This window comes from Streptomyces sp. NPDC107528 (assembly GCF_055639295.1).
Genome location: NZ_JBVKAV010000014.1, coordinates 15,103 through 37,670 on the forward strand (window position 1 = coordinate 15,103; position 22,568 = coordinate 37,670).

17 protein-coding genes are annotated in these 22,568 nt (G+C 67.6%); 1 reads left to right on the forward strand and 16 read right to left on the reverse strand.

Annotated features, from left to right (window positions below; genetic code table 11):
* Positions 1 to 380: 380 nt before the first annotated feature.
* The 10 genes from ACZ7L5_RS37115 to ACZ7L5_RS37160 form a co-directional block, all read right to left on the reverse strand.
* The gene (locus tag ACZ7L5_RS37115) at positions 381 to 866 is read right to left on the reverse strand and encodes an FAD synthase family protein (RefSeq protein ID WP_384192082.1); all 486 of its coding nucleotides are present in this window, start codon (positions 864 to 866) and stop codon (positions 381 to 383) included.
* Positions 866 to 2,533, reverse strand: coding sequence for a PQQ-binding-like beta-propeller repeat protein (locus ACZ7L5_RS37120; protein WP_471522597.1), 1,668 nt, complete (start codon positions 2,531 to 2,533; stop codon positions 866 to 868). The genes ACZ7L5_RS37115 and ACZ7L5_RS37120 overlap by 1 nt, the downstream gene beginning before the upstream one ends.
* A gap of 74 nt (positions 2,534 to 2,607) precedes the next feature.
* A complete protein-coding gene (locus ACZ7L5_RS37125; protein ID WP_471522599.1) occupies positions 2,608 to 4,164 on the reverse strand; it encodes an oligosaccharide flippase family protein in 1,557 nt (518 codons plus the stop codon).
* On the reverse strand, positions 4,161 to 5,762 hold the full coding sequence (locus ACZ7L5_RS37130; RefSeq protein ID WP_471522601.1) for a hypothetical protein: 1,602 nt from the start codon (positions 5,760 to 5,762) through the stop codon (positions 4,161 to 4,163). The genes ACZ7L5_RS37125 and ACZ7L5_RS37130 overlap by 4 nt, the downstream gene beginning before the upstream one ends.
* A complete protein-coding gene (locus ACZ7L5_RS37135; protein WP_471522603.1) occupies positions 5,759 to 7,189 on the reverse strand; it encodes a hypothetical protein in 1,431 nt (476 codons plus the stop codon). The genes ACZ7L5_RS37130 and ACZ7L5_RS37135 overlap by 4 nt, the downstream gene beginning before the upstream one ends.
* Positions 7,190 to 7,342: 153 nt before the next feature.
* Positions 7,343 to 8,542 carry a glycosyltransferase family 4 protein gene (locus ACZ7L5_RS37140; protein WP_471522605.1) on the reverse strand — a complete coding sequence of 400 codons (1,200 nt, stop codon included), beginning with the start codon at positions 8,540 to 8,542 and terminating at the stop codon, positions 7,343 to 7,345.
* Between the two features lie 28 nt (positions 8,543 to 8,570).
* The gene (locus tag ACZ7L5_RS37145) at positions 8,571 to 9,551 is read right to left on the reverse strand and encodes an NAD-dependent epimerase/dehydratase family protein (RefSeq protein ID WP_471522607.1); all 981 of its coding nucleotides are present in this window, start codon (positions 9,549 to 9,551) and stop codon (positions 8,571 to 8,573) included.
* A gap of 121 nt (positions 9,552 to 9,672) precedes the next feature.
* Positions 9,673 to 10,374, reverse strand: coding sequence for a CDP-alcohol phosphatidyltransferase family protein (locus ACZ7L5_RS37150; protein ID WP_471522609.1), 702 nt, complete (start codon positions 10,372 to 10,374; stop codon positions 9,673 to 9,675).
* A 73-nt stretch (positions 10,375 to 10,447) separates the two neighbouring features.
* Positions 10,448 to 11,581: a glycosyltransferase gene (locus tag ACZ7L5_RS37155; RefSeq protein WP_471522611.1), complete on the reverse strand. Its 1,134-nt coding sequence runs from the start codon at positions 11,579 to 11,581 to the stop codon at positions 10,448 to 10,450.
* Positions 11,578 to 12,165, reverse strand: coding sequence for an LbetaH domain-containing protein (locus ACZ7L5_RS37160; protein ID WP_471522613.1), 588 nt, complete (start codon positions 12,163 to 12,165; stop codon positions 11,578 to 11,580). Before ACZ7L5_RS37160 ends, ACZ7L5_RS37155 begins: the two co-directional genes overlap by 4 nt.
* A gap of 269 nt (positions 12,166 to 12,434) precedes the next feature.
* On the opposite strand from ACZ7L5_RS37160, the gene ACZ7L5_RS37165 reads away from it, so the two are divergent.
* The gene (locus tag ACZ7L5_RS37165; protein ID WP_471522615.1) at positions 12,435 to 12,980 is read left to right on the forward strand and encodes a hypothetical protein; all 546 of its coding nucleotides are present in this window, start codon (positions 12,435 to 12,437) and stop codon (positions 12,978 to 12,980) included.
* Between the two features lie 96 nt (positions 12,981 to 13,076).
* Here the strand turns inward: ACZ7L5_RS37165 and tuf are convergent, their stop codons facing one another.
* The 6 genes from tuf to ACZ7L5_RS37195 form a co-directional block, all read right to left on the reverse strand.
* A complete protein-coding gene (gene tuf / locus ACZ7L5_RS37170; protein ID WP_030046358.1) occupies positions 13,077 to 14,270 on the reverse strand; it encodes an elongation factor Tu in 1,194 nt (397 codons plus the stop codon).
* A gap of 154 nt (positions 14,271 to 14,424) precedes the next feature.
* Entirely contained in the window at positions 14,425 to 16,551 is a 2,127-nt protein-coding gene (fusA, locus tag ACZ7L5_RS37175; RefSeq protein ID WP_190073629.1) for an elongation factor G, read from the reverse strand.
* A 39-nt stretch (positions 16,552 to 16,590) separates the two neighbouring features.
* Complete coding sequence (gene rpsG, locus ACZ7L5_RS37180; RefSeq protein WP_003992340.1) at positions 16,591 to 17,061, reverse strand: 30S ribosomal protein S7; 471 nt, start codon at positions 17,059 to 17,061, stop codon at positions 16,591 to 16,593.
* 2 nt (positions 17,062 to 17,063) lie between these two features.
* A complete protein-coding gene (rpsL, locus tag ACZ7L5_RS37185) occupies positions 17,064 to 17,435 on the reverse strand; it encodes a 30S ribosomal protein S12 (RefSeq protein WP_003948652.1) in 372 nt (123 codons plus the stop codon).
* Positions 17,436 to 17,790: 355 nt separating this feature from the next.
* Complete coding sequence (locus tag ACZ7L5_RS37190; protein ID WP_471522617.1) at positions 17,791 to 18,375, reverse strand: DUF1707 and DUF4190 domain-containing protein; 585 nt, start codon at positions 18,373 to 18,375, stop codon at positions 17,791 to 17,793.
* Positions 18,376 to 18,572: 197 nt separating this feature from the next.
* Positions 18,573 to 22,472 carry a DNA-directed RNA polymerase subunit beta' gene (locus ACZ7L5_RS37195; RefSeq protein ID WP_328879921.1) on the reverse strand — a complete coding sequence of 1,300 codons (3,900 nt, stop codon included), beginning with the start codon at positions 22,470 to 22,472 and terminating at the stop codon, positions 18,573 to 18,575.
* Positions 22,473 to 22,568 lie beyond the last annotated feature (96 nt).

Consider the following 22,568-nt stretch of genomic DNA (forward strand, 5'->3'; position numbering starts at 1 on the left):
CGAACATCCCTGCGTGGGAACACGGCCCTTCCGGAACCGCAAGCCGGGAGCTAGGAGGCCCACCGGGTGCCTGGTCGGCGTCGCACTGTCACTTCCCGAAAGATTCCCGTACGTCCGCCCCAGCGCTGCCTTACGGCAGTTAGGGCGACGAGTACTGTGGGACTCGCTTCCGGTCCTCCCGGCGGGAGGCGCGCAGCATCAACACTCGACCGAGCAACTCGGACAGTCTGCCATATGGGGCAGGGGGCTGGCCAATCGAGCCGGAGAGAATACCCCGAGGGTGACGTAGGTCAAACCCGGGCCGCGGGCGGACGAGCTGACGGGCCCGCAACCTCAGCGGACCCGTCAGTCACACCAGCATCAGACCACCCGCGGCGGCCTCAGCTCTCCGCTCCTCCCGGACGCGGTCCCGCGAGCTGACCCGTGAGCGGCTCGGAAGGCTTCTGCGGGGCGAGAAGGTGCAGCGCGTCCCGGAGCAGCGTGCTGGAGGTGTGCTCGGTGTAGGGGAAGTAGACGACCTCCACCCCCACTCTCGCGAACTCGGTTTCGAGCGTCGTCCAGACGTCCGTGCCGAGCCAGTCGTCGCCCTTGAAGATGACGTCGAAACCGACTTCCTTCCAGATCTCCATCTTGTCGTCCACGGTCGCGACGAAGGTCTCGTCCACGTAGCGGACACTGCGGACGATCTGCAGCCGCTCGGCGAGCGGTACGACGGGCGGCCTGCCTTTCAGGCGCACCACGAGGTCGTCCGAGCACACGCCGGCGACGAGCCGGTCGCAGTGCCCACGGGCCCGGCGCAGGACATTCAGATGGCCCACGTGGAAGAGGTCGAAGACCCCTGGCGCGTAGCCGAGACGCTCCCTCATCAACGCCTTTCCGTCGAAGCCTTGGATGCCTTGGATGCCTTGGATGCCTTGGAGGCCTTCGAAGGCTTGGAGACCTTCGAGGTCTTCGAGGCCTTCGAGGTCTTCGAGGTCTTCGAGGCCTTCGAGGTCTTCGAGGTCTTCGCAGCCTTGTCGGCGACCGCGGTGACCGTGAGCGCCTGCGACCTGAGCGTGGTGTTCTGCCCGTCGGAGACGGCGATCGTGTACCGATGGCGCGAGCCGGGGGTGACGGTGTCCGTGTACTTCATCGTGGGGCGGTTCCACTCCTGGGACCGGCCCGTCCGCGTGGCCACCAGCACGCCGTCCCGGTAGATGAGGTACTTCAGCTCCGCATCGTCCCGGTCCCATGCGGCACGCCAGGTGAGCGTCACCCGACCGGCGCTCTTGACCGAGGCCTTGAGCCGGGGCGGGTTCTCCGGAGTCCCGCGGTCGGGGCCGGACGCGAAGCGTGTCAGGCTCTGCTGCGGACGGTTGTTGACGGTGGTGAACTCGCCGCCCGCCCACAGGATGCCGCCCGCCATCGCCATGGCCCGGGGACCGTTCTGCTCGCCGATCCCCTCGTTCGTGTCGGGGAACCAGTGCAGGATGTGGCGGTTGCGGGTCGACTGGGCCAGGAAGTGCTGGCGGTTGTGGTGCTCGGGGAAGCCGCCCGGTGTGTCACGGCAGTTGTGGGCGTGGGATCCGCTGTAGAGAACGCCGTTGTGCAGGGCGAGGGCCTGGGTTGCGCCCAGGCAGGTGTCCCGCCACACCAGCTTGCCGGTACGGAGGCTGGCGGCGATGCGCCCGTCGAAGATGCCCGTTCCGGTGCCCTCGGCCGCCACGTAGAACTTGGTCTTGTCGCGGACCAGCGCCTTCACGACCGATCGGGCCGGCAGCCAGTCCGTGTACTGGGCCACCGTCTTCCCCGTGCGGGGGTGCAGGGCGACGAGCGAGGCCTCCAGGTCTTCGTTGACCAGCTGGAAGTCACCGCCCACGATGATCTTGCCGTACTCGGGCGCGGCACTGATGGCGCGCACCGGAGCCTCGATCTCCGCCTTGAACGGCAGCAGCGCACCTCGGTGGGTGAACGCCGCGACGCGCTCCCTCTCCCTGCCGTTGACAGCTGTGAAGTCGCCTCCCATGTAGACCGCGCTCTTCGTGACGTCGATGGCCCGCACGGCCGACGAGATCCTCGGGCGGAAGTCCTTGCGCAGCGAGCAGCCGGCCGTGTTGAGCGCGACCGCATTGGCCGCCCTGGCCTTGCCCGCGTTGGCGAACGAGCCGCCGACGTAGAGCATCTTGCCGTCCGCGGTCGCCTTGAGCGCCCGTACGGTGCTTCCGGCGCCGGTGAAGCGGTGGGCGCATGACAGCAGTTTGCCGGTGACGGCGTCGAAGGCCGCGAAGTTCTTGCGTGCGACCTCCCTCTGGCCGGGCTTGGCGCCCGGAGGCCGGACCGTGTTGAACGTTCCGCCGACATAGACGACACCGCGTGCGTACGCGATCGACCAGACGATGCCGTCGGTCTGCCAGGTCGCCAAGGGGTCGGCGGTCAGGGTCTTTTCGTCGCTGTCGGCCACCGAGGCCGAAGCGGTGACGAGCGAGGCGGCCGCGAGGAGGGCCGCGACCGAAGCCGCGGTGACCCCCCGCTCAGTGCTTTTTCTCAAGCGCATGGAACATCCCGGGTTGCAGCAAGGACGGGTGGAGGAAGGGGAGATGGAGCGGCGGTCTCGGTTTCGAGACGGCGTCATGGGGTGCGTTCGCGCAGCACACCGACGAGTTCGTGCACTCCCAAAGCTGTACGAAATCGCCATAAACCTATACCAAATGCACACAATCCCATGGTGATTGCGGCGGCAAGTCCAACGGCCGTGTCACCTGCCAGCAGCCTTCCGGTGACGATCAGCGGCACGGTGAGGCACAGCGCGACGGCCGTCGCGAGCAGGTAACCGCCGTCGATGAAGGTGAAGCCGGGATGCCGCCGCACCAACACGGCTGCGACGACGTTCTCCACGACCGTCGCCGCCCCCCAGGACAGGGCGGCGCCGAGGACGCCGAGACGGGGAATGGCGAGGAACCCCACCGTCAGCTGCACCGCGAACGCGACCCCGGTGACTGCCAGATGCCAGGTGCTCTTGCCCGCCATGAGCAGCACGGTCTGGGCGTTTCCCACCCCGACGTTGACCGCCGAGGCGATACAGAGCAGCACCAGCGCGCCCGCCCCCTGATCGAACTCCGGTCCGAACAGCGACAGAACGGTGCCCGGGAAACTCGTGAGCAGGGCGAGCAGCGGCCAGGAGAACAGCACGATCCAGCGCGTCGAGACGCGGTGCAGATGGGAGGCCTGCGGGAGGTCGCCCAGGGCGAGGAGACGGCTGATCTCCGGAGCCACGGCCAGCCGGATGGCGAGTTGGAGGAGTGTCGCCGCGATGACCACGCGTCCGACCGCGGTGTAGATACCGGCCTCTTCGCTCGTCGCCAGGGAGGACAGCAGGACGACGCCCAGCCAGACCGCGCTGATGTCGAAGACGGACGAGATCGCCCGGGGTGCGGCGAACGCCCAGAACCCGCGCCTGGTGGCGGCCTCCTGTACGGCGCTCTCCGGTACGGCGACATGTTCCGAACTCCTGCGACGGCACCTGCGCAGTGCGAGCCAGGCGAAGAGGAAACCGGCCAGCGAGGGTACGAGCCAGGCAGCGGCCAGAGTCAGCACGCCGGGGGCGAGCAGCAGGACGGGTACGGCGATCAGCACGCGCAGTACCGGCTTCCCGATCTGCTCGACACCGACGTACGGGATCACGGTGCCGTGCCCCTGGGTGGCGCCCAGCAGGATCAGGGTGACCGTGGCCAGGGGGAGGAACACGGCGAACAACCGGACCAGGGTCACCGCGTCCCCCGGGGCGAGACTCGGCAGCAGCGCGGTGGCCGTGCCGGGCGACAGGAAGAGCAGTGCCGCGGCCGTGGTGCTCGCCAGGGCTCCCGGCACGACCGCGCTGCGCAGCAGTGCGCCCACCTTGCGGCCGCCGGTGATGGCCAGGTCACCGGGGACGAAGCGCACCAGCCCGGTGTCGGCGCCTAGCTTGCAGGTGTTGCACAGGATGGTGAAGGCGGCGACACCGGTGAACACCGCTCCGGCCCCGTACGCCCCGAGCCCTCGGGTGACCAGGGCGACCAGGGCGTACCCGAAGACCGCGTTGACCGCCGAGCCCAGGAAGCCCCACCAACCGCCGCGTGCGGTGGCGGCGACCCCGGACCGGACGGTCGACCGGGCGGTGGCCGGGACGGTCGTACCGGAGGTGCTCACCGGGAGGTGGTGAGCGTGTCGTCCGGCACTGGAGCGGTCGGCTTCGCCACGGCGTCGTCGGCCGGGGCGGACGGTGCCGTGGACGCGTTCCGCCGCCGGCGACCCGGCCCGATGTCCATGACACGGCGGAGCAAGCCGGGCCGGGTGCCGTCGTGGAGGGCCGCGCCCACGAGGTGACCGCCGAGGCAGCTGACCAGTTCGTGGACCCGCTTGAGGTCGTCGCGCCTGATGTCGTCCAGCGCGCCCACCACGAGAACGCCGTCCACGCACGGGGCGAGCACCAGACCGTCGCCGTGTTCCAGCAGGGGCGGGCTCAGCAAGAGCGTCGACCCGGCGGAATCGGCATCCGGCACGGCACGCGCCGCCGGGACCGCAGGACCGTCGTCGCCGGTGGTAACGCGGCTGTGGGGGCAGAGCGTGAAGCGCCCGGCTGTGCCCGCGTCGACGACCACTGCGCCCTCGTGGACGTCGTCCGGCTCGGGGGCGTCGGCCGCGAGTGGCAGTCGTGCCCACAGGGCGGGGGTGTGCGCGGTGGCGTCCACCAGTCGTACGTCGTCACCGGACTCGGCGAGGGCGGCGGCGAGATTCACGGCGATGACCTCGGCACCTCGCTGCAGCCTCGGCGCCACGATCATGAGCCTGCCCGGGGACATACGGCCGTCGCTGCCCCGCAGCCGCAGGGCGAGGGCGCGGTATGCCTCCGCGCGGCTGCCGTCCGCCCGGCCGACCTCCAGCAGTTCGCCCCCGGCGCCGGGGGCCGGGAGGATGCCCAGCACGGGAGCGTGCAGTGCCTCCTGGACCTCGCCGACCGAGCGCGCCCGTGGTTCGAGGGCGGATCGCAGCCAGGCGAGCACGACGCCCAGGATGAGACCGCCGAGCAGGCCGGCCCCGATGAGCCAGCCGGGGCCGGGCCCCGCGGGTCGCGCCGCCGGCTCGGCCCTGCGGACGATGTCGCCGGCGAAGGGGTCGTAGGTCCTGACGTCCGAGACCTTCTTGCGCAAAATGCCGACCTGCTCCCGCAGGCCTGCGGCGCCTGCGACGGGCGGGGCACCCTTCTTCGTTTCGAGCTGCTTGGTCAGCTCGGCGATCTGCCGCTCCAGTCCGGCGGCCATCCTGGCGGCCATGGCCTCGGAGCGGTCCTGCCGATCGGCGAGGTAGGCCCGGGCGAACGCGTTGGTGACCCGGGCCGCTCGCTGTGCGGTGCCCGCCGTGTACTCGAACCGGAGGACCTGGGTGTCCGGGAGGTTCGTCACGCGCAGGTCCGCCAGCAGCGCGCCGGCGCCGGGCTCGTACCGCAGTTCCGTCGCCGCCCGGGCCGCGACGGTCGCGCTGAGCGCGATCTGCCGCTCCGTACCCATGCTCACCTGGCTGTCGGCGCCCACCCCGATCGTGCTGAAGGGGTCGGACCTGGCGCGCACGAGCACTTCGCCGGTGGAGGTGTAACTGCCCGAGCTCAGCAGGGCCAGGAACAGCCCGCCGAGCAGCCCCAGGGCCACGCCCAGCACGATGGTCGCGCGGTACCTCAGCAGCAGGCGCACCTGGTCGCGAAGCTCGTCGGGGTCGTCGTACCGATCGTCGAAACCGGCGGGGCTGGTCACGGGTGCCTCCTGTGGCCGGGGATGAGTGCGTGGCCCGCGGTGGCGGGTGGCCGCACCGGGGCCGGGAGCCGGGGCGACCGGGCGGCGCGGGTGAGGAAGAGCGGAACGATCAGGAGCAGCGCGAGGGGCGCGACGATGGCCATGAGGCTGCCGCGCAGGAAGATCAACTGGTAGAAGGCGAAGGCGGGCACCAGCAGCAGCGCCAGGGTGCTCTGCCGGCCCTGCAGCCGTGCCCGGATGTCGTCCACCCGGCGTCCGGCCGCGCCCAGCAGGCAGAAGACCGCGACGACACACAGCGGACCGCCCCACAGGTAACTCTCGATCCACAGCGGAGCGGAGAGGTTGTGGAAGTCGTAGCCCGCGTACTCGGCGAATTCGATACCGGTGGCCTGCGGTTTTCCGGGCCACATCGTGCGGGGGATCGCGACCAGGACGACACCGAGCAGGGCAAACGGCGAGAAGCCGTTCTCCTGCACGTAGTCGATGCCGGTCTGCATTTGCTGAAATGCGTCGTAATCCATGGTGGTGCTGAACTGCTCCGCAAGTCCCACCACTTGGATCGCTTCACGTTCGTCGTAACGGAAGTAGTCGCTGTACGGGAAAGCGAACAGCACCACGGCCGTGATGGCCACGGCGATGCCGCGAAAGGCCCGCGGAGTGTTGAACCTTGGCCATGAGAAAAGCAGCACCAGAAGGACGGTGCCGGCCCAGAAACGCGGCCTGCTGATGGGGTTGTTGACGATCACATTGAGCGCGAGCAGGGCCGGGAGCAGCATCCAACGGACCGCGCGCAGCAACCGGTCGCCGGCGGCCCGGCGGGGCAGGTGGACCAGGGCCACCAGGGACCAGAAGGCCGGGACGGCGAGGCACCAGACGCGCAGCGCGTGCGCGGGTTCCGACTGGGTGTCCGACTGCCACAGAGCCTGTCTGCTGGTGAAGTAGGCCCGCAGGCCGCCTTCCTGCCCGGGGATCAGCACGGCCGCGAGCAGCAACGACAGGCCGCACAGGAGGAGCACGGGCAGCGGCGAGAGCGTGCGGGACAGCAGCGGTTCCAGTACGGCCGACCTGCCACGCCTGCGTCCGGCGGCCAGGGCCGCCCCCGCGCCGTAGGCGAGGAGTCCGAGTTCCGTCAGCAGGGCGGCCGCGCAAGCGGTCATCGCACCGCTGCGGTGGCCGAGCGGATAGGTGTCGGTGGCGAGCATGGCGAGCGGTGCCAGGCCGAGCCACACATAGGAGAAGAGCCAGAATCCGAACGCGATCAGGCGCACCGACCTGTCGGTGAGTACCCGGGCCAGCCCCACTCCGGTATGCACCACGACGACGCACTGCACGGCGAGTGCCGTCCCGAATCGCGTGTCGATGGCCTGGAGAATCAGCGCGGGCAGGAAGGCGACGAGAGAGAAGGCCCAGCAGCACACTGCTGCCACGGAACGCTGTTCACCGCCTCGCACCTGCACCCCCGATTGAGCGAGCAAACGAAATGGGTCGACACCGGTAGATTTATAGCCCAAAGGCCCGGCCGATCCGCCGCATTTCAGAGGGCGTTTCACATGACGTGAATTAGTATGAAGCCACAGTAATCACGGAGTGGCGCGACTTGCCGCCCGCAGAATTTCCTCGAATCTCGAGGCACACCCCTCCAGGGCGAACTCCTGCTCGGCCAGCGCCCGGTTCTCCTTGCCCATCGACTCCGCCCGGGCCGGGTCGTTCAGCACCTCGCGGACCCAGGTGGCCGCGTCGGACAGCGAGGACTCCTCGGGGGCGAACACCGGCGAGCCGGCCCGGCGGAGCAGCTTGGCCGCGAGATTGTCCGCGGGCATCAGGCCCAGCACCGGGCGGCCGGCGCACAGATAGGACAGCGTCTTGGAGGGGACCGAGAACTCTCCCGCGTCCGCCGTCAGAAGCACGACCAGCACATCGCCCGCGCCCAGCACCTCGGGCAGCCGCTCGTAGGGCTGGAAGGGCAACAGGGTCAGCTCGACACCGCGGGCGGCGGCGGCCTCCTTGATGACCGGGACGGCCGGTCCGTCGTTGACGACGACGAGACGGACCCGTTCGCCCTGCTCACGCAGTGTCTCTGCCAGCCGCACCAGCAGGACGGGGTTGTGCTTGAGACCGATCGTGCCCGAGTACAGCACGGTCCTGACGCCGGTGAGGCCGTGCTCCTGCGACCACGCGTTGGCGCGGGGCACGGGAAGGATCTCGTCCAGCGGCGCCCAGTTGGGAATGACGGTGGCCTTGGCGGCGGTGCCCCACTCCCGGTGGACCCGCACGAAGGAATCGGCGATCACGACGATCGCCGAGGCCTGCCGCGCCGACCACTTCTCGCCCTGCTCGAAGACCCGGGCGGCCACGCCCATCAGCTTCGACACCCCGGCGGCGGCGAAGCTCTTCAGGGCGACCGCGGTGATGTCCTGGTGCCACAGCACCCATGGGATACGCAGCGCCTTCAGCGCCGAGGCGGCCACGACGAGGGTCGGGATCGGCAGGTTCGCCAGCATCGCCACGTCCGGCTTCTCGCGCCGTACCTGCCGTGCCAGCTCCAGCCCCAGCCGCGTCTCCTTGAAGAGGCGTCGGACATAGGCACCCTTGTCCAGTACGACGCGATCGCCGATGGTGACGAAGCGGAGGCCGACGACCGCGTCCTCGGCGAGGTTGCCCTTTCCCGAGACGTAGGCCGAGCAGGTCGAGTGGACGACGTCATGACCGCGGTACGCCAGTTCACGGCTGAGCTGGGCCTGGAACGGGTGCCCGCTGTAGTCGTGGACGAGGATCCTCATGTACTGCTCTCCCGGCCGGTTCGAGGGATCAGGAACGAGCGCGCTTGACCTGGTCGAAGACCCAGGCGTAGGTCTTCTCCAGCCCGTCGGCCAGCGGGATCGACGGCTCCCAGCCGTACAGTTCGCGGATCAGGCCGTTGTCGGAGTTGCGGCCGCGTACGCCCTGCGGCGCGTCCAGCCGGTAGGCGCGCTCGCAGCGGATGCCCGCGATCTCCTCGACGATGTCGACCAGTTGGTTGATGGTGACCAGCTCGGAGGAGCCGAGGTTGACCGGGACGCCGCCGGCGCCGTTCATGAGCATCCGCGTGCCGTGCAGGCAGTCGTCGATGTACATGAAGGACCGGGTCTGCCGGCCGTCGCCCCAGATGTCGATCCGGTGCTCACCGGAGATGACGGCCTCGGCGATCTTGCGGCACACGGCCGCCGGGGCCTTCTCGCGGCCGCCGGTCCAGGTGCCCGCAGGACCGTAGACATTGTGGTAGCGCGCGACACGGCAGGTGAACCCGTAGTCCTCCTCGAAATGGCGGCACATGCGCTCCGAGAAGAGCTTCTCCCAGCCGTAGCCGTCCTCGGGCTGCGCCGGGTAGGCGTCCTCCTCCTTGAGGGCGGTGACTTTCGGGTCGCTCTGCTTGCCGGCGGCGTACACGCAGGCGGACGAGGAGTAGAAATAGCGCTCCACACCGGCCTCGTGTGCGGCCTTGAGCATGTGGGTGCTGGTCAGCACCGACATCATGCAGGCGGCCTTGTGGTTCTCGATGAATCCCATACCGCCCATGTCGGCGGCCAGCATGTACACCTGCCGGGCGTTCCGGACGGCGGCGCGGGCGCTTTCCAGGAGGGACAGATCGGCGACGACGTTCTCGGCGCCGGCGTGCACCTGCTGCCACTCATGCTGCGGCTTGATGTCGACACACCGAACGGTCAGCCCCTGGGACAAAAGGTCGGCAGCGAGATGCCCACCGATGAATCCTCCGCCACCCGCGACAACGACATCCACCTGCTTGCTCATGGCAGCTCCTTCTGGAAAGCCGGAATCCGACTGGCAGATTAATCACTGTTTACACCTTTTCATGTGATATGCCGCGCGTTTCCGCATCACAAGGTGCCCGATACCTCCGTCCGAGTTCGCGTCAGGACAGCTCCCGCAGCCACTTGGCAAAGAACACCGGAAGGAGCACGACGTGGGCCACGAGCAGGGCGACGTACAGCGTGAGGAACAGCTTCTGGCTGCCCAGGAACAGGAAAATCAGGCAGAACAGCCCGTAATCCACGGGCAACAGGGCCATGCCGCGAACACTGGAAGCCGGGGCCGGCGGTCCGGTGGGCGGTTTCACCCTTCGCCTTCTCAGCTGTTCCGTGAGAATCCCTCCGAAGAACAACAGGACAGCGGCGAACTGGAAGATGACCGGGAGCAGCAGCGCGGGCTGCGTCAGATCGAAGAAGCGGTAGAAGGAAATCAGCACCGCCGCGTGAATGCCCAGGATTTTCGCGCAGTCCACCACATGGTCCAGCCACTCCCCGGAAAGGCTGGACGACCGGTGCAGCCTGGCCAGTTGACCGTCAGCGGAATCGAGTGCGAACCCGAGAAGCAGCGCGAGTGCGACCCACTGCCCCGACACATAGGAAGGTGGGCGGAGAGCAATCGTGAAAATGGCCGCGAAGGTGATCAGCGCGCTGACGGCCGTCACATGGTTGGGCGAGAGTCCGATGCGGTACGCCGCTGCCGCCAGCAGCCTCCCGGCCGGCCGGTTGACGAACCGGGAGTAGAAGGAGACCCCCTGGGCAGGTTTCTGCACCTTCGAGAGCTGCTGCAGCGTGCTGGAGAATTCCATTACCTCGACCTCGTGCGTGAACGGGCGGGAGGATCAACCGCGTACCGAATGCCCGGAGTCGTCCCCGCGCGAGCTAATCCCGAGAGGGGGCATGACACACACCCCGGTAGATCGCCTCCAGCCGATCCGTCACCGCATGGATCGAGAACGCCTCCCGGACGGCGCGATGCCCCGCCTCCACGAGGGCGTCCCGCTTGCCGCCGTCGGCCAGCACACCGCACACCGCGTCGGCCAGCGCTTCGGGACTGCCGTCGGTGACCATCGCCGCCCCCCGTTGGGCCAGCTCGTCCGCGATTCCGCAGCTGTCCGTGCACACCACGGGAGTGCCGGCCGAGAGAGCCTCCATCACGGTCATCGGGAACGGCTCGTCCACACTGGGCAGTACGTAGACCGCCGCCCTCGCATACGCCCGTACCGCCTCCGGGTGCCGCAGCGCCCCGCCGTAGGAGACGATGCCCTGCAGCCCATGGGCGGCGATCAGCCGGCGCACCGTCGGCAGCATTCCCTCGTCCGCCCCGTGGATCGTGAACCGGGCGTCAGGCATCCGCCGGTGCACCAGAGCGGCCATCTCGACGAAGGCCTCCGGGCGCTTGCGCGGATGCAGTCTGGCGAGGAAGAGCACCTCCCGCTCGCGCCGCGGCTGCTCCGCCCCTCCCCCGGGCCCGGGTCGCACCCCGTTGGGCAGGGTCATCAGCGGCGGACCGTCGACTCCGATGACCTCGGCCACGGCCCGGCGCTCGTGCTCGGTGAGAACCAGGCAGCCGTGCGCCCGCCGCAGCAGCGGCACGTACACGCGGTCGAAGAGCCTGGCGACGGCCGCGTGCCGGGGTTGCAGCATGCCGTGCGTCTGCGCGAAGAACTTCTTGCGGCGCAGCGCGGCGACGGCGAGCGCCGCGAGGGAGACGAGATCGCGCCCCGCGTGCACATGGACCACGTCGGCCCTGCCCATCGACACCCACAGGTCCCTGACCAGCAGCGGATGCATCAGCCCGGTGAAGCGCCCCGGGAGCAGCGAGCGGGCCGGACGCGTCTGCAGCGGCACCGAACCGAGGCGTCTCGGCGCCGAGGACCTGCCTCGCCACAGCGACACCAGCTTGACCTCGTGGCCGCGGGCGGCGCACTCCTCCAGGTGCCCAGCGGCCACGCTCGTCGGACCGCCGTACGCTCCGTCATCGCTGACGAGCGTCACCACGTGAACGACTCTCATGCCGCGACCCCACACGTGACGACCTCACCGGGGGCGACGTCACGGTGGGCGACCGCCGAGGCACCGACAACCGCACCGCGGCCGACGGTCACACCGCGCAGTACGACGGCCCGCGCAGCGACCCAGGATCCGGGCTCCAGGCGGATCGGCCCGTTGTCGAACTCCATGGTGGGGCTGCGGTGTTGATGACTTCCCGTGCACAGGAACGCGTCCTGCGAGACACACACATCGCTGCCGATGGTGATCGGCTGCAGGTTCAGCAACCAGGCGCCCTCACCGATCCAGACGTCGTCGGCGACGGACAGCCGCCAGGGCCAGTGCACCCGGACACCGTGCCGGATCAGCACCCGCCGCCCGATCCGCGCACCGAACGCCCGCAGCACCGCCGGCCGCCAGCGGGCCGGGAACCACCATTTGCGGAACACGAGATGCAGTACGGCGAACCACGCAGCCTGGACCAGCCAGGGCCGCCCCTTGTCGTAGCCGGCCCCTGTGAAACCCCGCAGGGAACGCTCGACTACGGCCCTGTGACGGGCCTGGCCCGCACGGGCGGCCCCACCAGGCGGCGCAGCGGTCTCTGACATGGCGGCGCCCTTCCCAGAATGCGGCGTAACTGTATTTACGTGTATTTACTATGACCGCATCACATGCACCAGCACATACAGGCGTGTTGCCGACGCCCTCGACTGCCCGGCGCATCCGCCGGACCGACACTCGCCCTTTCCGGCGCCCTGGACCTCGGACGGCCCACGAAAAGGAACCCTCGGGGACTGACGCCGATCCGATTGTGCAATTAATCAGACTGCCCACAAGGGCGCAATCAGGCTGATTCAGAGCAAAAGGAGCACAAATCGTGCGAGTAACCAGTCGAGCGGCCACGCGGTCGGCACGAGCGAGATGGGGAGCGCGCTGCGTCGGCCTCGGCCTGACCACGGCGCTGGCGGTCACGTTCGCGGCAGGCCCCGCGTCGGCTCTCCCGGGTCCGCAGCTGAGGGCAGAGGTGGCGCCCGAAGAGGTTGCCGACAACCCGGACTGTGACGACTTCGATCAGTTCGCCGACTCCGAAGAGTTCGACACGGACAACGAGCCGGCGAACGGAGAGGTCCTGGACATCAACGGGCAGGGAACGATCACCCTGGGCGTCACGCAGAGATCAGAGGAGCCGGACGGGGAGCTGCTGAGCTTCAGCGTCGACGGCCCCTTCGCCGTTGTCGGAGTCATCGTCAAGGGCGGTCCGGCAAACGAAGGAGGAGCCAACCTCTACGACTACACGACCACGCCGGCCGGCCAGATCGAGGCCGACGAGGATCTCCACGCCCAGCTCAACCCTCCCGGCAACGCCATCACCGACATCAGCCATGTGGCGTTCTGCGTCGTCCCGGACGGCAGCAACACCTGACGCCCTAGAGGCACACAGCAAAGAGGCCCGTACGACCAAAGTCGTACGGGCCCCTTCAGGAGCTCGCGCTGGAGCTACCAGGTCAAACCAACAAGACTACTTGTTGATCTTGGTGACCTGGCCGGCGCCGACCGTCCGGCCACCCTCACGGATGGCGAACTTCAGGCCCTCTTCCATGGCGACGGGCTGGATGAGCTCCACCTTCATCTCGGTGTTGTCACCCGGCATGACCATCTCGGTGCCCTCGGGGAGGGTCACAACGCCGGTCACGTCCGTCGTACGGAAGTAGAACTGCGGACGGTAGTTGTTGAAGAACGGCGTGTGGCGGCCACCCTCGTCCTTGGACAGGATGTAGGCCTGGGCCTCGAACTCGGTGTGCGGCGTAACCGAACCGGGCTTGATGATGACCTGGCCGCGCTCGACGTCCTCGCGCTTGATGCCACGGAGCAGCAGACCGACGTTCTCACCGGCCTGGCCCTCGTCGAGCAGCTTGCGGAACATCTCGATGCCGGTGACCGTGGTGGTGGTCTTCTCCTGCTTGATGCCCACGATGTCAACGGTCTCGTTGACCTTCAGGACACCACGCTCGATACGGCCGGTGACGACCGTACCGCGACCGGTGATCGTGAAGACGTCCTCGATCGGCATCAGGAACGGCTTGTCGACGTCGCGCTCGGGCTGCGGGATGTTCTCGTCCACGGCCTTCATGAGCTCGAGGACGGTGTTGCCCCACTCCTTGTCGCCCTCAAGGGCCTTGAGCGCCGAGACCTTGACGACCGGCAGGTCGTCGCCCGGGAACTCGTACTCGGAGAGCAGCTCACGAACCTCGAGCTCGACGAGCTCCAGGATCTCCTCGTCGTCCACCATGTCGGCCTTGTTCAGGGCGACGACGATGTACGGAACGCCGACCTGGCGGGCCAGGAGCACGTGCTCCTTGGTCTGCGGCATCGGGCCGTCGGTGGCGGCGACCACGAGGATGGCGCCGTCCATCTGGGCAGCACCGGTGATCATGTTCTTGATGTAGTCCGCGTGACCGGGGCAGTCGACGTGGGCGTAGTGACGCGTCTCGGTCTGGTACTCGACGTGCGCGATGGAGATGGTGATACCGCGCTGGCGCTCCTCGGGAGCCTTGTCGATCTGGTCGAAGGCCGAGGCCTCGTTCAGGTCCGGGTACGCGTCGTGCAGCACCTTGGTAATGGCGGCCGTAAGGGTCGTCTTACCGTGGTCGATGTGACCGATGGTGCCGATGTTGACGTGGGGCTTAGTCCGCTCGAACTTCGCCTTCGCCACGGGGTCCTCCTGTGGAGTGGTTCTGAACGCCTTGCTTCATCGGCGCCAGGTGATCTTTGCTGGAAAGCCCGGGCCTCGGGGCAAACATCCGCGTTTGCGGGTGTTTGCCCCTCAAGGCTCCGGAGTCAAGCCTAAAGCGTGTGAACGCGGTGCGTTACTCGCCCTTGGCCTTCGCGATGATCTCCTCGGCGACGTTCCGCGGAACCTCGGCGTAGGAGTCGAACTGCATGGAGTAGCTGGCACGGCCGGACGTCTTGCTGCGCAGGTCGCCGACGTAACCGAACATCTCCGAGAGGGGCACGAGGCCCTTCACGACGCGAGCACCCGCCCGCTCCTCCATGGCCTGGATCTGGCCACGGCGGGAGTTGATGTCACCGATGACCTCACCCATGTAGTCCTCGGGCGTGGTGACCTCGACGGCCATCATCGGCTCAAGGAGCACAGGGCTGGCCTTGCGCGCGGCCTCCTTGAAGGCCTGCGAACCGGCGATCTTGAAGGCGAGCTCCGAGGAGTCGACCTCGTGGTAGCCACCGTCGATGAGGGTGACGCGCACGCCGGTCATCTCGTAACCGGCGAGGATGCCGAACTGCATGGCCTCCTGCGCACCGGCGTCGACCGAAGGGATGTACTCCTTCGGGATACGACCACCGGTCACCTTGTTCACGAACTCGTACGAGGCGTCGCCGCCCTCGATCGGCTCGATCGCGATCTGCACCTTGGCGAACTGGCCGGTACCACCAGTCTGCTTCTTGTGCGTGTAGTCGACGCGCTCGACGGCCTTGCGGATCGTCTCGCGGTAGGCGACCTGCGGCTTGCCGACGTTGGCCTCGACCTTGAACTCACGGCGCATACGGTCGACCAGCACCTCGAGGTGCAGCTCGCCCATACCACCGATGATGGTCTGGCCGGTCTCCTCGTCCGAGTGGACCTGGAAGGACGGGTCCTCCTCGGCCAGGCGCTGGATCGCGACGCCCAGCTTCTCCTGGTCACCCTTCGACTTGGGCTCGATGGCGACCTGGATGACCGGCGCCGGGAAGTCCATGGACTCCAGGATGACCGGGTTCTTGTCGTCGGACAGCGTCTCACCGGTGGTGGTCTGCTTCAGGCCCATGACGGCGATGATGTCGCCGGCGCCCACCGAGTCGATCTCCTCACGCTTGTTCGCGTGCATGCGGTAGATCTTGCCGATGCGCTCCTTCTTGCCCTTGACGGAGTTCAGCACGGCGGTGCCGGACTCCAGGCGGCCCGAGTAAACCCGGACGAAGGTGAGCTTGCCGAGGTGCGGGTCGCTCATGATCTTGAACGCCAGCGCGGACAGCGGCTCGTCGTCGGACGGCTTGCGCTTGACGACCAGCTCGGGGTCCTTCACGTCGTGGCCCTCGATGGCCTCGACGTCGAGCGGGGTCGGCAGGTAGCGCACGACCGCGTCGAGCAGGGGCTGGACGCCCTTGTTCTTGAACGCGGTGCCACAGAACACCGGGGTGACCGTGGTGTCGCTGGACTTGCCGGACGCGATGGTGATGCGACGGATCGCGGCGTACAGCTGCTCCTCGGTGGGCTCCTGGCCCTCCAGGTACAGCTCCATGATCTCTTCGTCGTTCTCGGCGACGCCCTCGATCAGCTTGCCGCGGTACTCCTCGGCAGCCTCGGTGTGCGTGGCCGGGATGTCGACGACGTCGTACATCTCGCCCTTGGCGGCCTCGGCGGACCACACGAGCGCCTTCATGCGGACCAGGTCCACAACGCCCTTGAAGTCGGCCTCGGCGCCGATCGGAAGCTGCATGACGAGCGGCTGGGCGCCCAGGCGGTCCGAGATCATGTCCACGCAGCGGTGGAACTCGGCGCCGGTACGGTCCAGCTTGTTCACGAAGCAGATACGCGGCACGCCGTAACGGTCGGCCTGACGCCACACCGTCTCGGACTGCGGCTCGACACCGGCGACACCGTCGAACACCGTCACGGCACCGTCGAGCACACGCAGGGAGCGCTCCACCTCAACGGTGAAGTCGACGTGCCCCGGGGTGTCGATGATGTTGATGGTGTAGTCGTTGTCCTCGAGCGGCCAGTGACAGGTGGTCGCAGCAGACGTGATCGTGATGCCACGCTCCTGCTCCTGCTCCATCCAGTCCATCGTGGCAGCGCCGTCGTGGACCTCACCGATCTTGTAAGACACACCGGTGTAGAACAGGATCCGCTCGGTGGTGGTCGTCTTGCCCGCGTCGATGTGGGCCATGATCCCGATGTTGCGGACCTTGGCCAGGTCAAGTGAAGTGGTAGCCATAAGGCTTCAGTCTTCTCTCGGTCTCGATGTGGGTAGCGACTACCAGCGGTAGTGCGCGAAGGCCTTGTTGGACTCGGCCATCTTGTGCGTGTCCTCGCGCTTCTTGACGGCCGCACCGAGGCCGTTCGAAGCGTCGAGAAGCTCGTTGAGCAGACGCTCGGTCATGGTCTTCTCGCGACGGGCGCGGGAGTAACCGACGAGCCAGCGCAGCGCGAGCGTGTTGGCACGACCGGGCTTGACCTCGATCGGAACCTGGTACGTCGCACCACCGACACGGCGGGACTTGACCTCGAGGGTCGGCTTGATGTTCTCCAGCGCGCGCTTCAGCGTGATGATCGGGTCGTTGCCCGTCTTCTCACGCAGACCTTCCATGGCGCCGTAGACGATGCGCTCGGCGGTGGAGCGCTTGCCGTTCAGCAGCACCTTGTTGATGAGCGACGTCACCAGAGGAGAACCGTAGACCGGGTCGATGATGACCGGGCGCTTCGGGGCGGGGCCCTTACGAGGCATTTCTACTTCTCCTTCTTGGCGCCGTAGCGGGAACGGGCCTGCTTGCGGTTCTTGACACCCTGGGTGTCGAGGGAGCCACGGATGATCTTGTAGCGAACACCCGGCAGGTCCTTCACACGGCCGCCGCGCACGAGCACGATGGAGTGCTCCTGCAGGTTGTGTCCCTCACCCGGAATGTAAGCGGTGACCTCGATCCCGCTGGTCAGACGCACACGCGCGACCTTACGCAGGGCCGAGTTCGGCTTCTTCGGGGTGGTCGTGAACACACGCGTGCAGACGCCACGACGCTGAGGGGAACCCTCGAGTGCGGGCGTCTTGTTCTTCTCGACCTTGTCCTGCCGGCCCTTACGGACCAGCTGCTGGATCGTAGGCACTACTTCTCCGGTTTCTGTGTGCCGAATGGTGAAGCTAACCTGGAACGTCGCCGACCCACGCGGTCGGGTGTGTCGAATCCGGCGGACTCCCGCCGCAAGGCGAAAAAACAGCACAGATTACGGTGGCCGCTCACAGCTCGCGATGCGGGTGAAGGCACGCACGAGAGCCAGGGCACACCCCAGGCACAAGGTCTGAGCGTACCTACCTCATTCGCTGCGGTCAAAACAAATGGGCCTCGCCCGCATCGCCATACGGCCGATGTCAAGACCGTGCACCATGTTTGATCTTCGAATCGGGCGATCCTGGCATGTCAGCGCCACATCGCAGGATCGACGAAACGACCGCCCACAGCCGTCATGCCGACAGGGCGGCAGCGACGATCATCAACGTCAGCATCGCCGCCCAGGCCGCGTTCGACAGCCACCCCAGCACGAGGCCGGTGAGGGCGAGGGCGTCCCCGCCCTCACCGGTTCGGCGAATCTCGGAGCGAGCCGCGTGCCCCAGGACGACGGCCGGAATGCCGGTCAGCCCGAAGCTCACGAGGCACAGCACCCCGCAGACCACCGAACCGACGGCCTTGCCGTTCGTCGGCGGCCGGGGCGTCGCCAGGAACGTCGGTGGTACGGGCATCACGGGCGCCGGGTGCGGCATGGGGCCCTGCGGCAGGTCGGCGACCAGCAGGGCCAGCTCCCCGACCGTACGGGCCGTGTAGGCCCGTGAGACCCGCTGCTCGAACTCGGGATGCTCCAGCCGGCCCTCGCCGTAGCCGGCTCTGAGCACGTCCACGGCGCGCTCACGGTCGGCGTGCGAGGCGAGCATCGACGGCACGCTCGCGCCCGTCCACGGTTGCGGCGCGCCGGCGCCGGACCAAGGCTGCGGCGCACTGCTGCCCTTCCATGGCTGCCATGGCTGCCCCGGCTGCCACGACGGATGCGTCATGGAGCACCTCCCCCGTACTGGTCGGAGTCCCTCCATGATGCGCCGAACCGGCACCGAGGGCATCGGGGTCGCCCCCGAGAAAACCCGGAGACGGCCGCGACGGCCTGAAAGAGGCCCGGGAAACAAGCCACACACGCCGAAGGGCGGCCACCCGGGAAGGTGACCGCCCTCGACTGAGCCTGACTCAGGCTGCTCGCTTACTGGTTGTACGGACCGTAGTCGTAGTCCTCCAGCGGAACGGCCTGGCCGGAGCCGGTGCCGAACGGCGAGTAGTCGATGTCGTCGTAGCCGACGGCCGAGTACATCGCGGCCTTGGCCTCCTCGGTCGGCTCGACCCGGATGTTGCGGTAGCGGGACAGACCCGTACCGGCCGGGATGAGCTTACCGATGATGACGTTCTCCTTGAGGCCGATGAGGCTGTCGGACTTGGCGTTGATCGCCGCATCCGTCAGGACTCGGGTCGTCTCCTGGAAGGAGGCGGCCGACAGCCAGGATTCCGTCGCCAGCGAGGCCTTGGTGATACCCATCAGCTGCGGACGACCGGAGGCCGGGTGACCGCCCTCCTGGACCACACGACGGTTCTCGGTCTCGAACTTCGAGCGCTCGACCAGCTCGCCGGGCAGCAGCTCGGCGTCGCCGGACTCGATGATCGTCACACGGCGCAGCATCTGCCGGATGATGATCTCGATGTGCTTGTCGTGGATCGACACACCCTGCGAGTTGTAGACCTTCTGGACCTCGCCGACCAGGTGGACCTGGACGGCACGCTGACCCAGGATGCGCAGCACGTCGTGCGGGTTGGTGGCACCCACGGTGAGCTTCTGGCCCACCTCGACGTGCTCGCCCTCGCTGACCAGGAGTCGGGCACGCTTCGAGATCGGGAACGCCGTCTCGTCGCTGCCGTCGTCCGGGGTGACGACCAGCTTCTTGGTCTTCTCGGTCTCCTCGATCCGGACGCGGCCGGTGGCCTCGGAGATCGGGGCGACACCCTTCGGGGTACGGGCCTCGAAGAGCTCGACGACACGCGGCAGACCCTGGGTGATGTCGTCACCGGCCACACCACCGGTGTGGAAGGTACGCATCGTCAGCTGGGTACCGGGCTCACCGATGGACTGGGCGGCGATGATGCCGACCGCCTCACCGATGTCGACCAGCTTGCCGGTGGCGAGCGAGCGGCCGTAGCACATGGCGCAGGTGCCGACGGCGGACTCACAGGTCAGGACCGAGCGGGTCTTGACCTCCTCGATGCCGGCCTTGACCAGCTGGTCGATGAGGACGTCACCGAGGTCGACGCCCGCCGGGGCGAGCACCTTGCCGTCGACGACGATGTCCTCGGCGAGGCAGCGCGCGTACACGCTGGTCTCGGCGTTGTCCGCCTTGCGCAGCACGCCGTCCGCGCCGCGCTCGGCGATGGCCAGCTTGAGGCCACGCTCCGTGCCGCAGTCCTCCTCGCGGATGATGACGTCCTGGGAGACGTCGACCAGACGACGGGTGAGGTAACCCGAGTCGGCGGTACGCAGGGCGGTGTCCGCCAGACCCTTACGGGCACCGTGCGTGGAGATGAAGTACTCCAGCACGGACAGGCCCTCACGGAACGAGGCCTTGATCGGACGCGGGATGGTCTCGTTCTTCGCGTTCGACACCAGACCACGCATACCGGCAATCTGACGCATCTGCATCATGTTGCCTCGTGCACCCGAGTTCACCATCATGAAGATCGGGTTGGTCTTCGGGAAGTTCTCGTTCATCGCCTCGGCAACCTCGTTGGTCGCCTTGGTCCAGATCGCGATGAGCTCCTGCGTGCGCTCGTCCTTGGTGATCAGACCGCGCTCGTACTGCTTCTGGACCTTCTCGTCCTGCGCCTCGTAGCCCTTGACGATCTCCTTCTTCGCCTCGGGAACGACGACGTCGGAGATGGCGACGGTGACGCCGGAACGGGTGGCCCAGTAGAAGCCGGACGCCTTCAGGTTGTCGAGCGTCGCCGCCACGATGACCTTCGGGTAGCGCTCGGCGAGGTCGTTGACGATCTCGGAGAGCTGCTTCTTGCCGACCTCGTAGTCGACGAACGGGTAGTCCTCGGGCAGCAGTTCGTTGAAGAGCGCACGGCCGAGCGTGGTCTTCAGACGGAAGCTGTCACCCTGCTGCCACTCCGGCTCGCCCTCTTCCTGGGCGGGCGGCATCCAGCCACGCGGCGGGATGGTGCCCACCGGGAAGCGGATGTCGATCTTCGACTGGAGCGAGAGCTCGCCGGCGTCGAAGGCCATGATCGCCTCGGCCACGGACGAGAAGCCGCGGTCCGCGCCCTTCACGTTCCGCATCTCGCTGTCCGTGGTGAGGAAGAACAGACCGAGGACCATGTCCTGGGTCGGCATCGTCACCGGACGGCCGTCGGCGGGCTTGAGGATGTTGTTCGAGGACAGCATCAGGATGCGGGCCTCGGCCTGCGCCTCCGCGGACAGCGGCAGGTGCACGGCCATCTGGTCACCGTCGAAGTCCGCGTTGAACGCGGTGCAGACGAGCGGGTGGATCTGGATGGCCTTGCCCTCGACCAGCTGCGGCTCGAAGGCCTGGATGCCGAGGCGGTGCAGGGTGGGAGCACGGTTCAGCAGAACCGGGTGCTCGGCGATGACCTCTTCGAGGACGTCGTACACGACCGTGCGGCCGCGCTCCACCATGCGCTTGGCGCTCTTGATGTTCTGCGCGTGGTTCAGGTCGACCAGGCGCTTCATCACGAACGGCTTGAAGAGCTCCAGCGCCATCGCCTTGGGCAGACCGCACTGGTGCAGCTTCAGCTGCGGACCGACGACGATCACGGAACGCGCGGAGTAGTCCACGCGCTTGCCGAGCAGGTTCTGACGGAATCGACCCTGCTTACCCTTCAGCATGTCGCTGAGGGACTTCAGCGGACGGTTACCGGGACCGGTGACCGGGCGACCACGACGACCGTTGTCGAACAGCGCGTCGACGGCCTCCTGGAGCATGCGCTTCTCGTTGTTCACGATGATCTCGGGCGCACCGAGGTCGAGAAGGCGCTTCAGTCGGTTGTTCCGGTTGATCACACGGCGGTACAGGTCGTTCAGGTCGGAGGTCGCGAAGCGGCCACCGTCCAGCTGCACCATCGGGCGAAGGTCCGGCGGGATGACCGGCACGCAGTCGAGCACCATGCCCTTGGGGCTGTTGCTGGTCTGCAGGAACGCGGAGACGACCTTCAGGCGCTTGAGCGCACGGGTCTTCTTCTGGCCCTTGCCGGTGCGGATGATCTCGCGGAGCTTCTCGGCTTCCTCGTCGAGGTCGAAGGACTCCAGGCGCTTCTGCAGCGCCGCGGCACCCATCGAGCCGTCGAAGTACGTGCCGAAGCGGTCACGCAGCTCGCGGTAGAGCAGCTCGTCGCCCTCGAGGTCCTGGACCTTGAGGTTCTTGAACCGGGTCCACACCTCGTCGAGACGGTCGATCTCGCGCTGCGCACGGTCACGCAGCTGCTTCATCTCACGCTCGGCACCCTCGCGCACCTTGCGGCGCACGTCGGCCTTGGCACCCTCGGCCTCGAGCTCGGCCAGGTCGGTCTCGAGCTTCTTGGCGCGGGCCTCCAGGTCGGCGTCCCGGCGGTTCTCGACCTGCTGCCGCTCGACGGAGACGTGCGCCTCCAGGGAGGGCAGGTCACGCGTACGGCGCTCCTCGTCGACGTACGTGATCATGTACGCCGCGAAGTAGATGACCTTCTCGAGGTCCTTGGGAGCCAGGTCGAGCAGGTAGCCCAGCCGGCTCGGGACACCCTTGAAGTACCAGATGTGCGTGACGGGCGCGGCCAGCTCGATGTGGCCCATCCGCTCACGACGCACCTTGGCGCGAGTCACCTCGACGCCGCAGCGCTCACAGATGATGCCCTTGAAGCGGACACGCTTGTACTTGCCGCAGTAGCACTCCCAGTCCCGGGTCGGACCGAAGATCTTCTCGCAGAAGAGTCCGTCCTTTTCGGGCTTGAGGGTGCGGTAGTTGATGGTCTCGGGCTTCTTGACCTCGCCGTGGCTCCACTGACGGATGTCGTCAGCGGTGGCCAGACCGATCCGGAGCTCATCGAAGAAGTTGACGTCGAGCACTATGCGTCAATCCCTCTCAGGGTTGTAAGTCTTGGGGTCTGAAACGGGGGCCTGGGGGTCGGCGGGGCCCTGTGGGTAAGGGCCCCGCCGGACTCC

Bases quoted from the DNA above. Each gene is read 5' to 3' on its own strand.
- ACZ7L5_RS37120 (WP_471522597.1), bottom strand. From the start codon at position 2,533: ATGCGCTTGAGAAAAAGCACTGAGCGGGGGGTCACCGCGGCTTCGGTC.
- ACZ7L5_RS37140 (WP_471522605.1), bottom strand. From the start codon at position 8,542: ATGAGGATCCTCGTCCACGACTACAGCGGGCACCCGTTCCAGGCCCAG.
- ACZ7L5_RS37150 (WP_471522609.1), bottom strand. From the start codon at position 10,374: ATGGAATTCTCCAGCACGCTGCAGCAGCTCTCGAAGGTGCAGAAACCT.
- ACZ7L5_RS37190 (WP_471522617.1), bottom strand. From the start codon at position 18,375: ATGACGCATCCGTCGTGGCAGCCGGGGCAGCCATGGCAGCCATGGAAG.
- rpsG (WP_003992340.1), bottom strand. From the start codon at position 17,061: ATGCCTCGTAAGGGCCCCGCCCCGAAGCGCCCGGTCATCATCGACCCG.
- fusA (WP_190073629.1), bottom strand. From the start codon at position 16,551: ATGGCTACCACTTCACTTGACCTGGCCAAGGTCCGCAACATCGGGATC.
- ACZ7L5_RS37145 (WP_471522607.1), bottom strand. From the start codon at position 9,551: ATGAGCAAGCAGGTGGATGTCGTTGTCGCGGGTGGCGGAGGATTCATC.
- ACZ7L5_RS37115 (WP_384192082.1), bottom strand. From the start codon at position 866: ATGAGGGAGCGTCTCGGCTACGCGCCAGGGGTCTTCGACCTCTTCCAC.
- ACZ7L5_RS37160 (WP_471522613.1), bottom strand. From the start codon at position 12,165: ATGTCAGAGACCGCTGCGCCGCCTGGTGGGGCCGCCCGTGCGGGCCAG.
- ACZ7L5_RS37155 (WP_471522611.1), bottom strand. From the start codon at position 11,581: ATGAGAGTCGTTCACGTGGTGACGCTCGTCAGCGATGACGGAGCGTAC.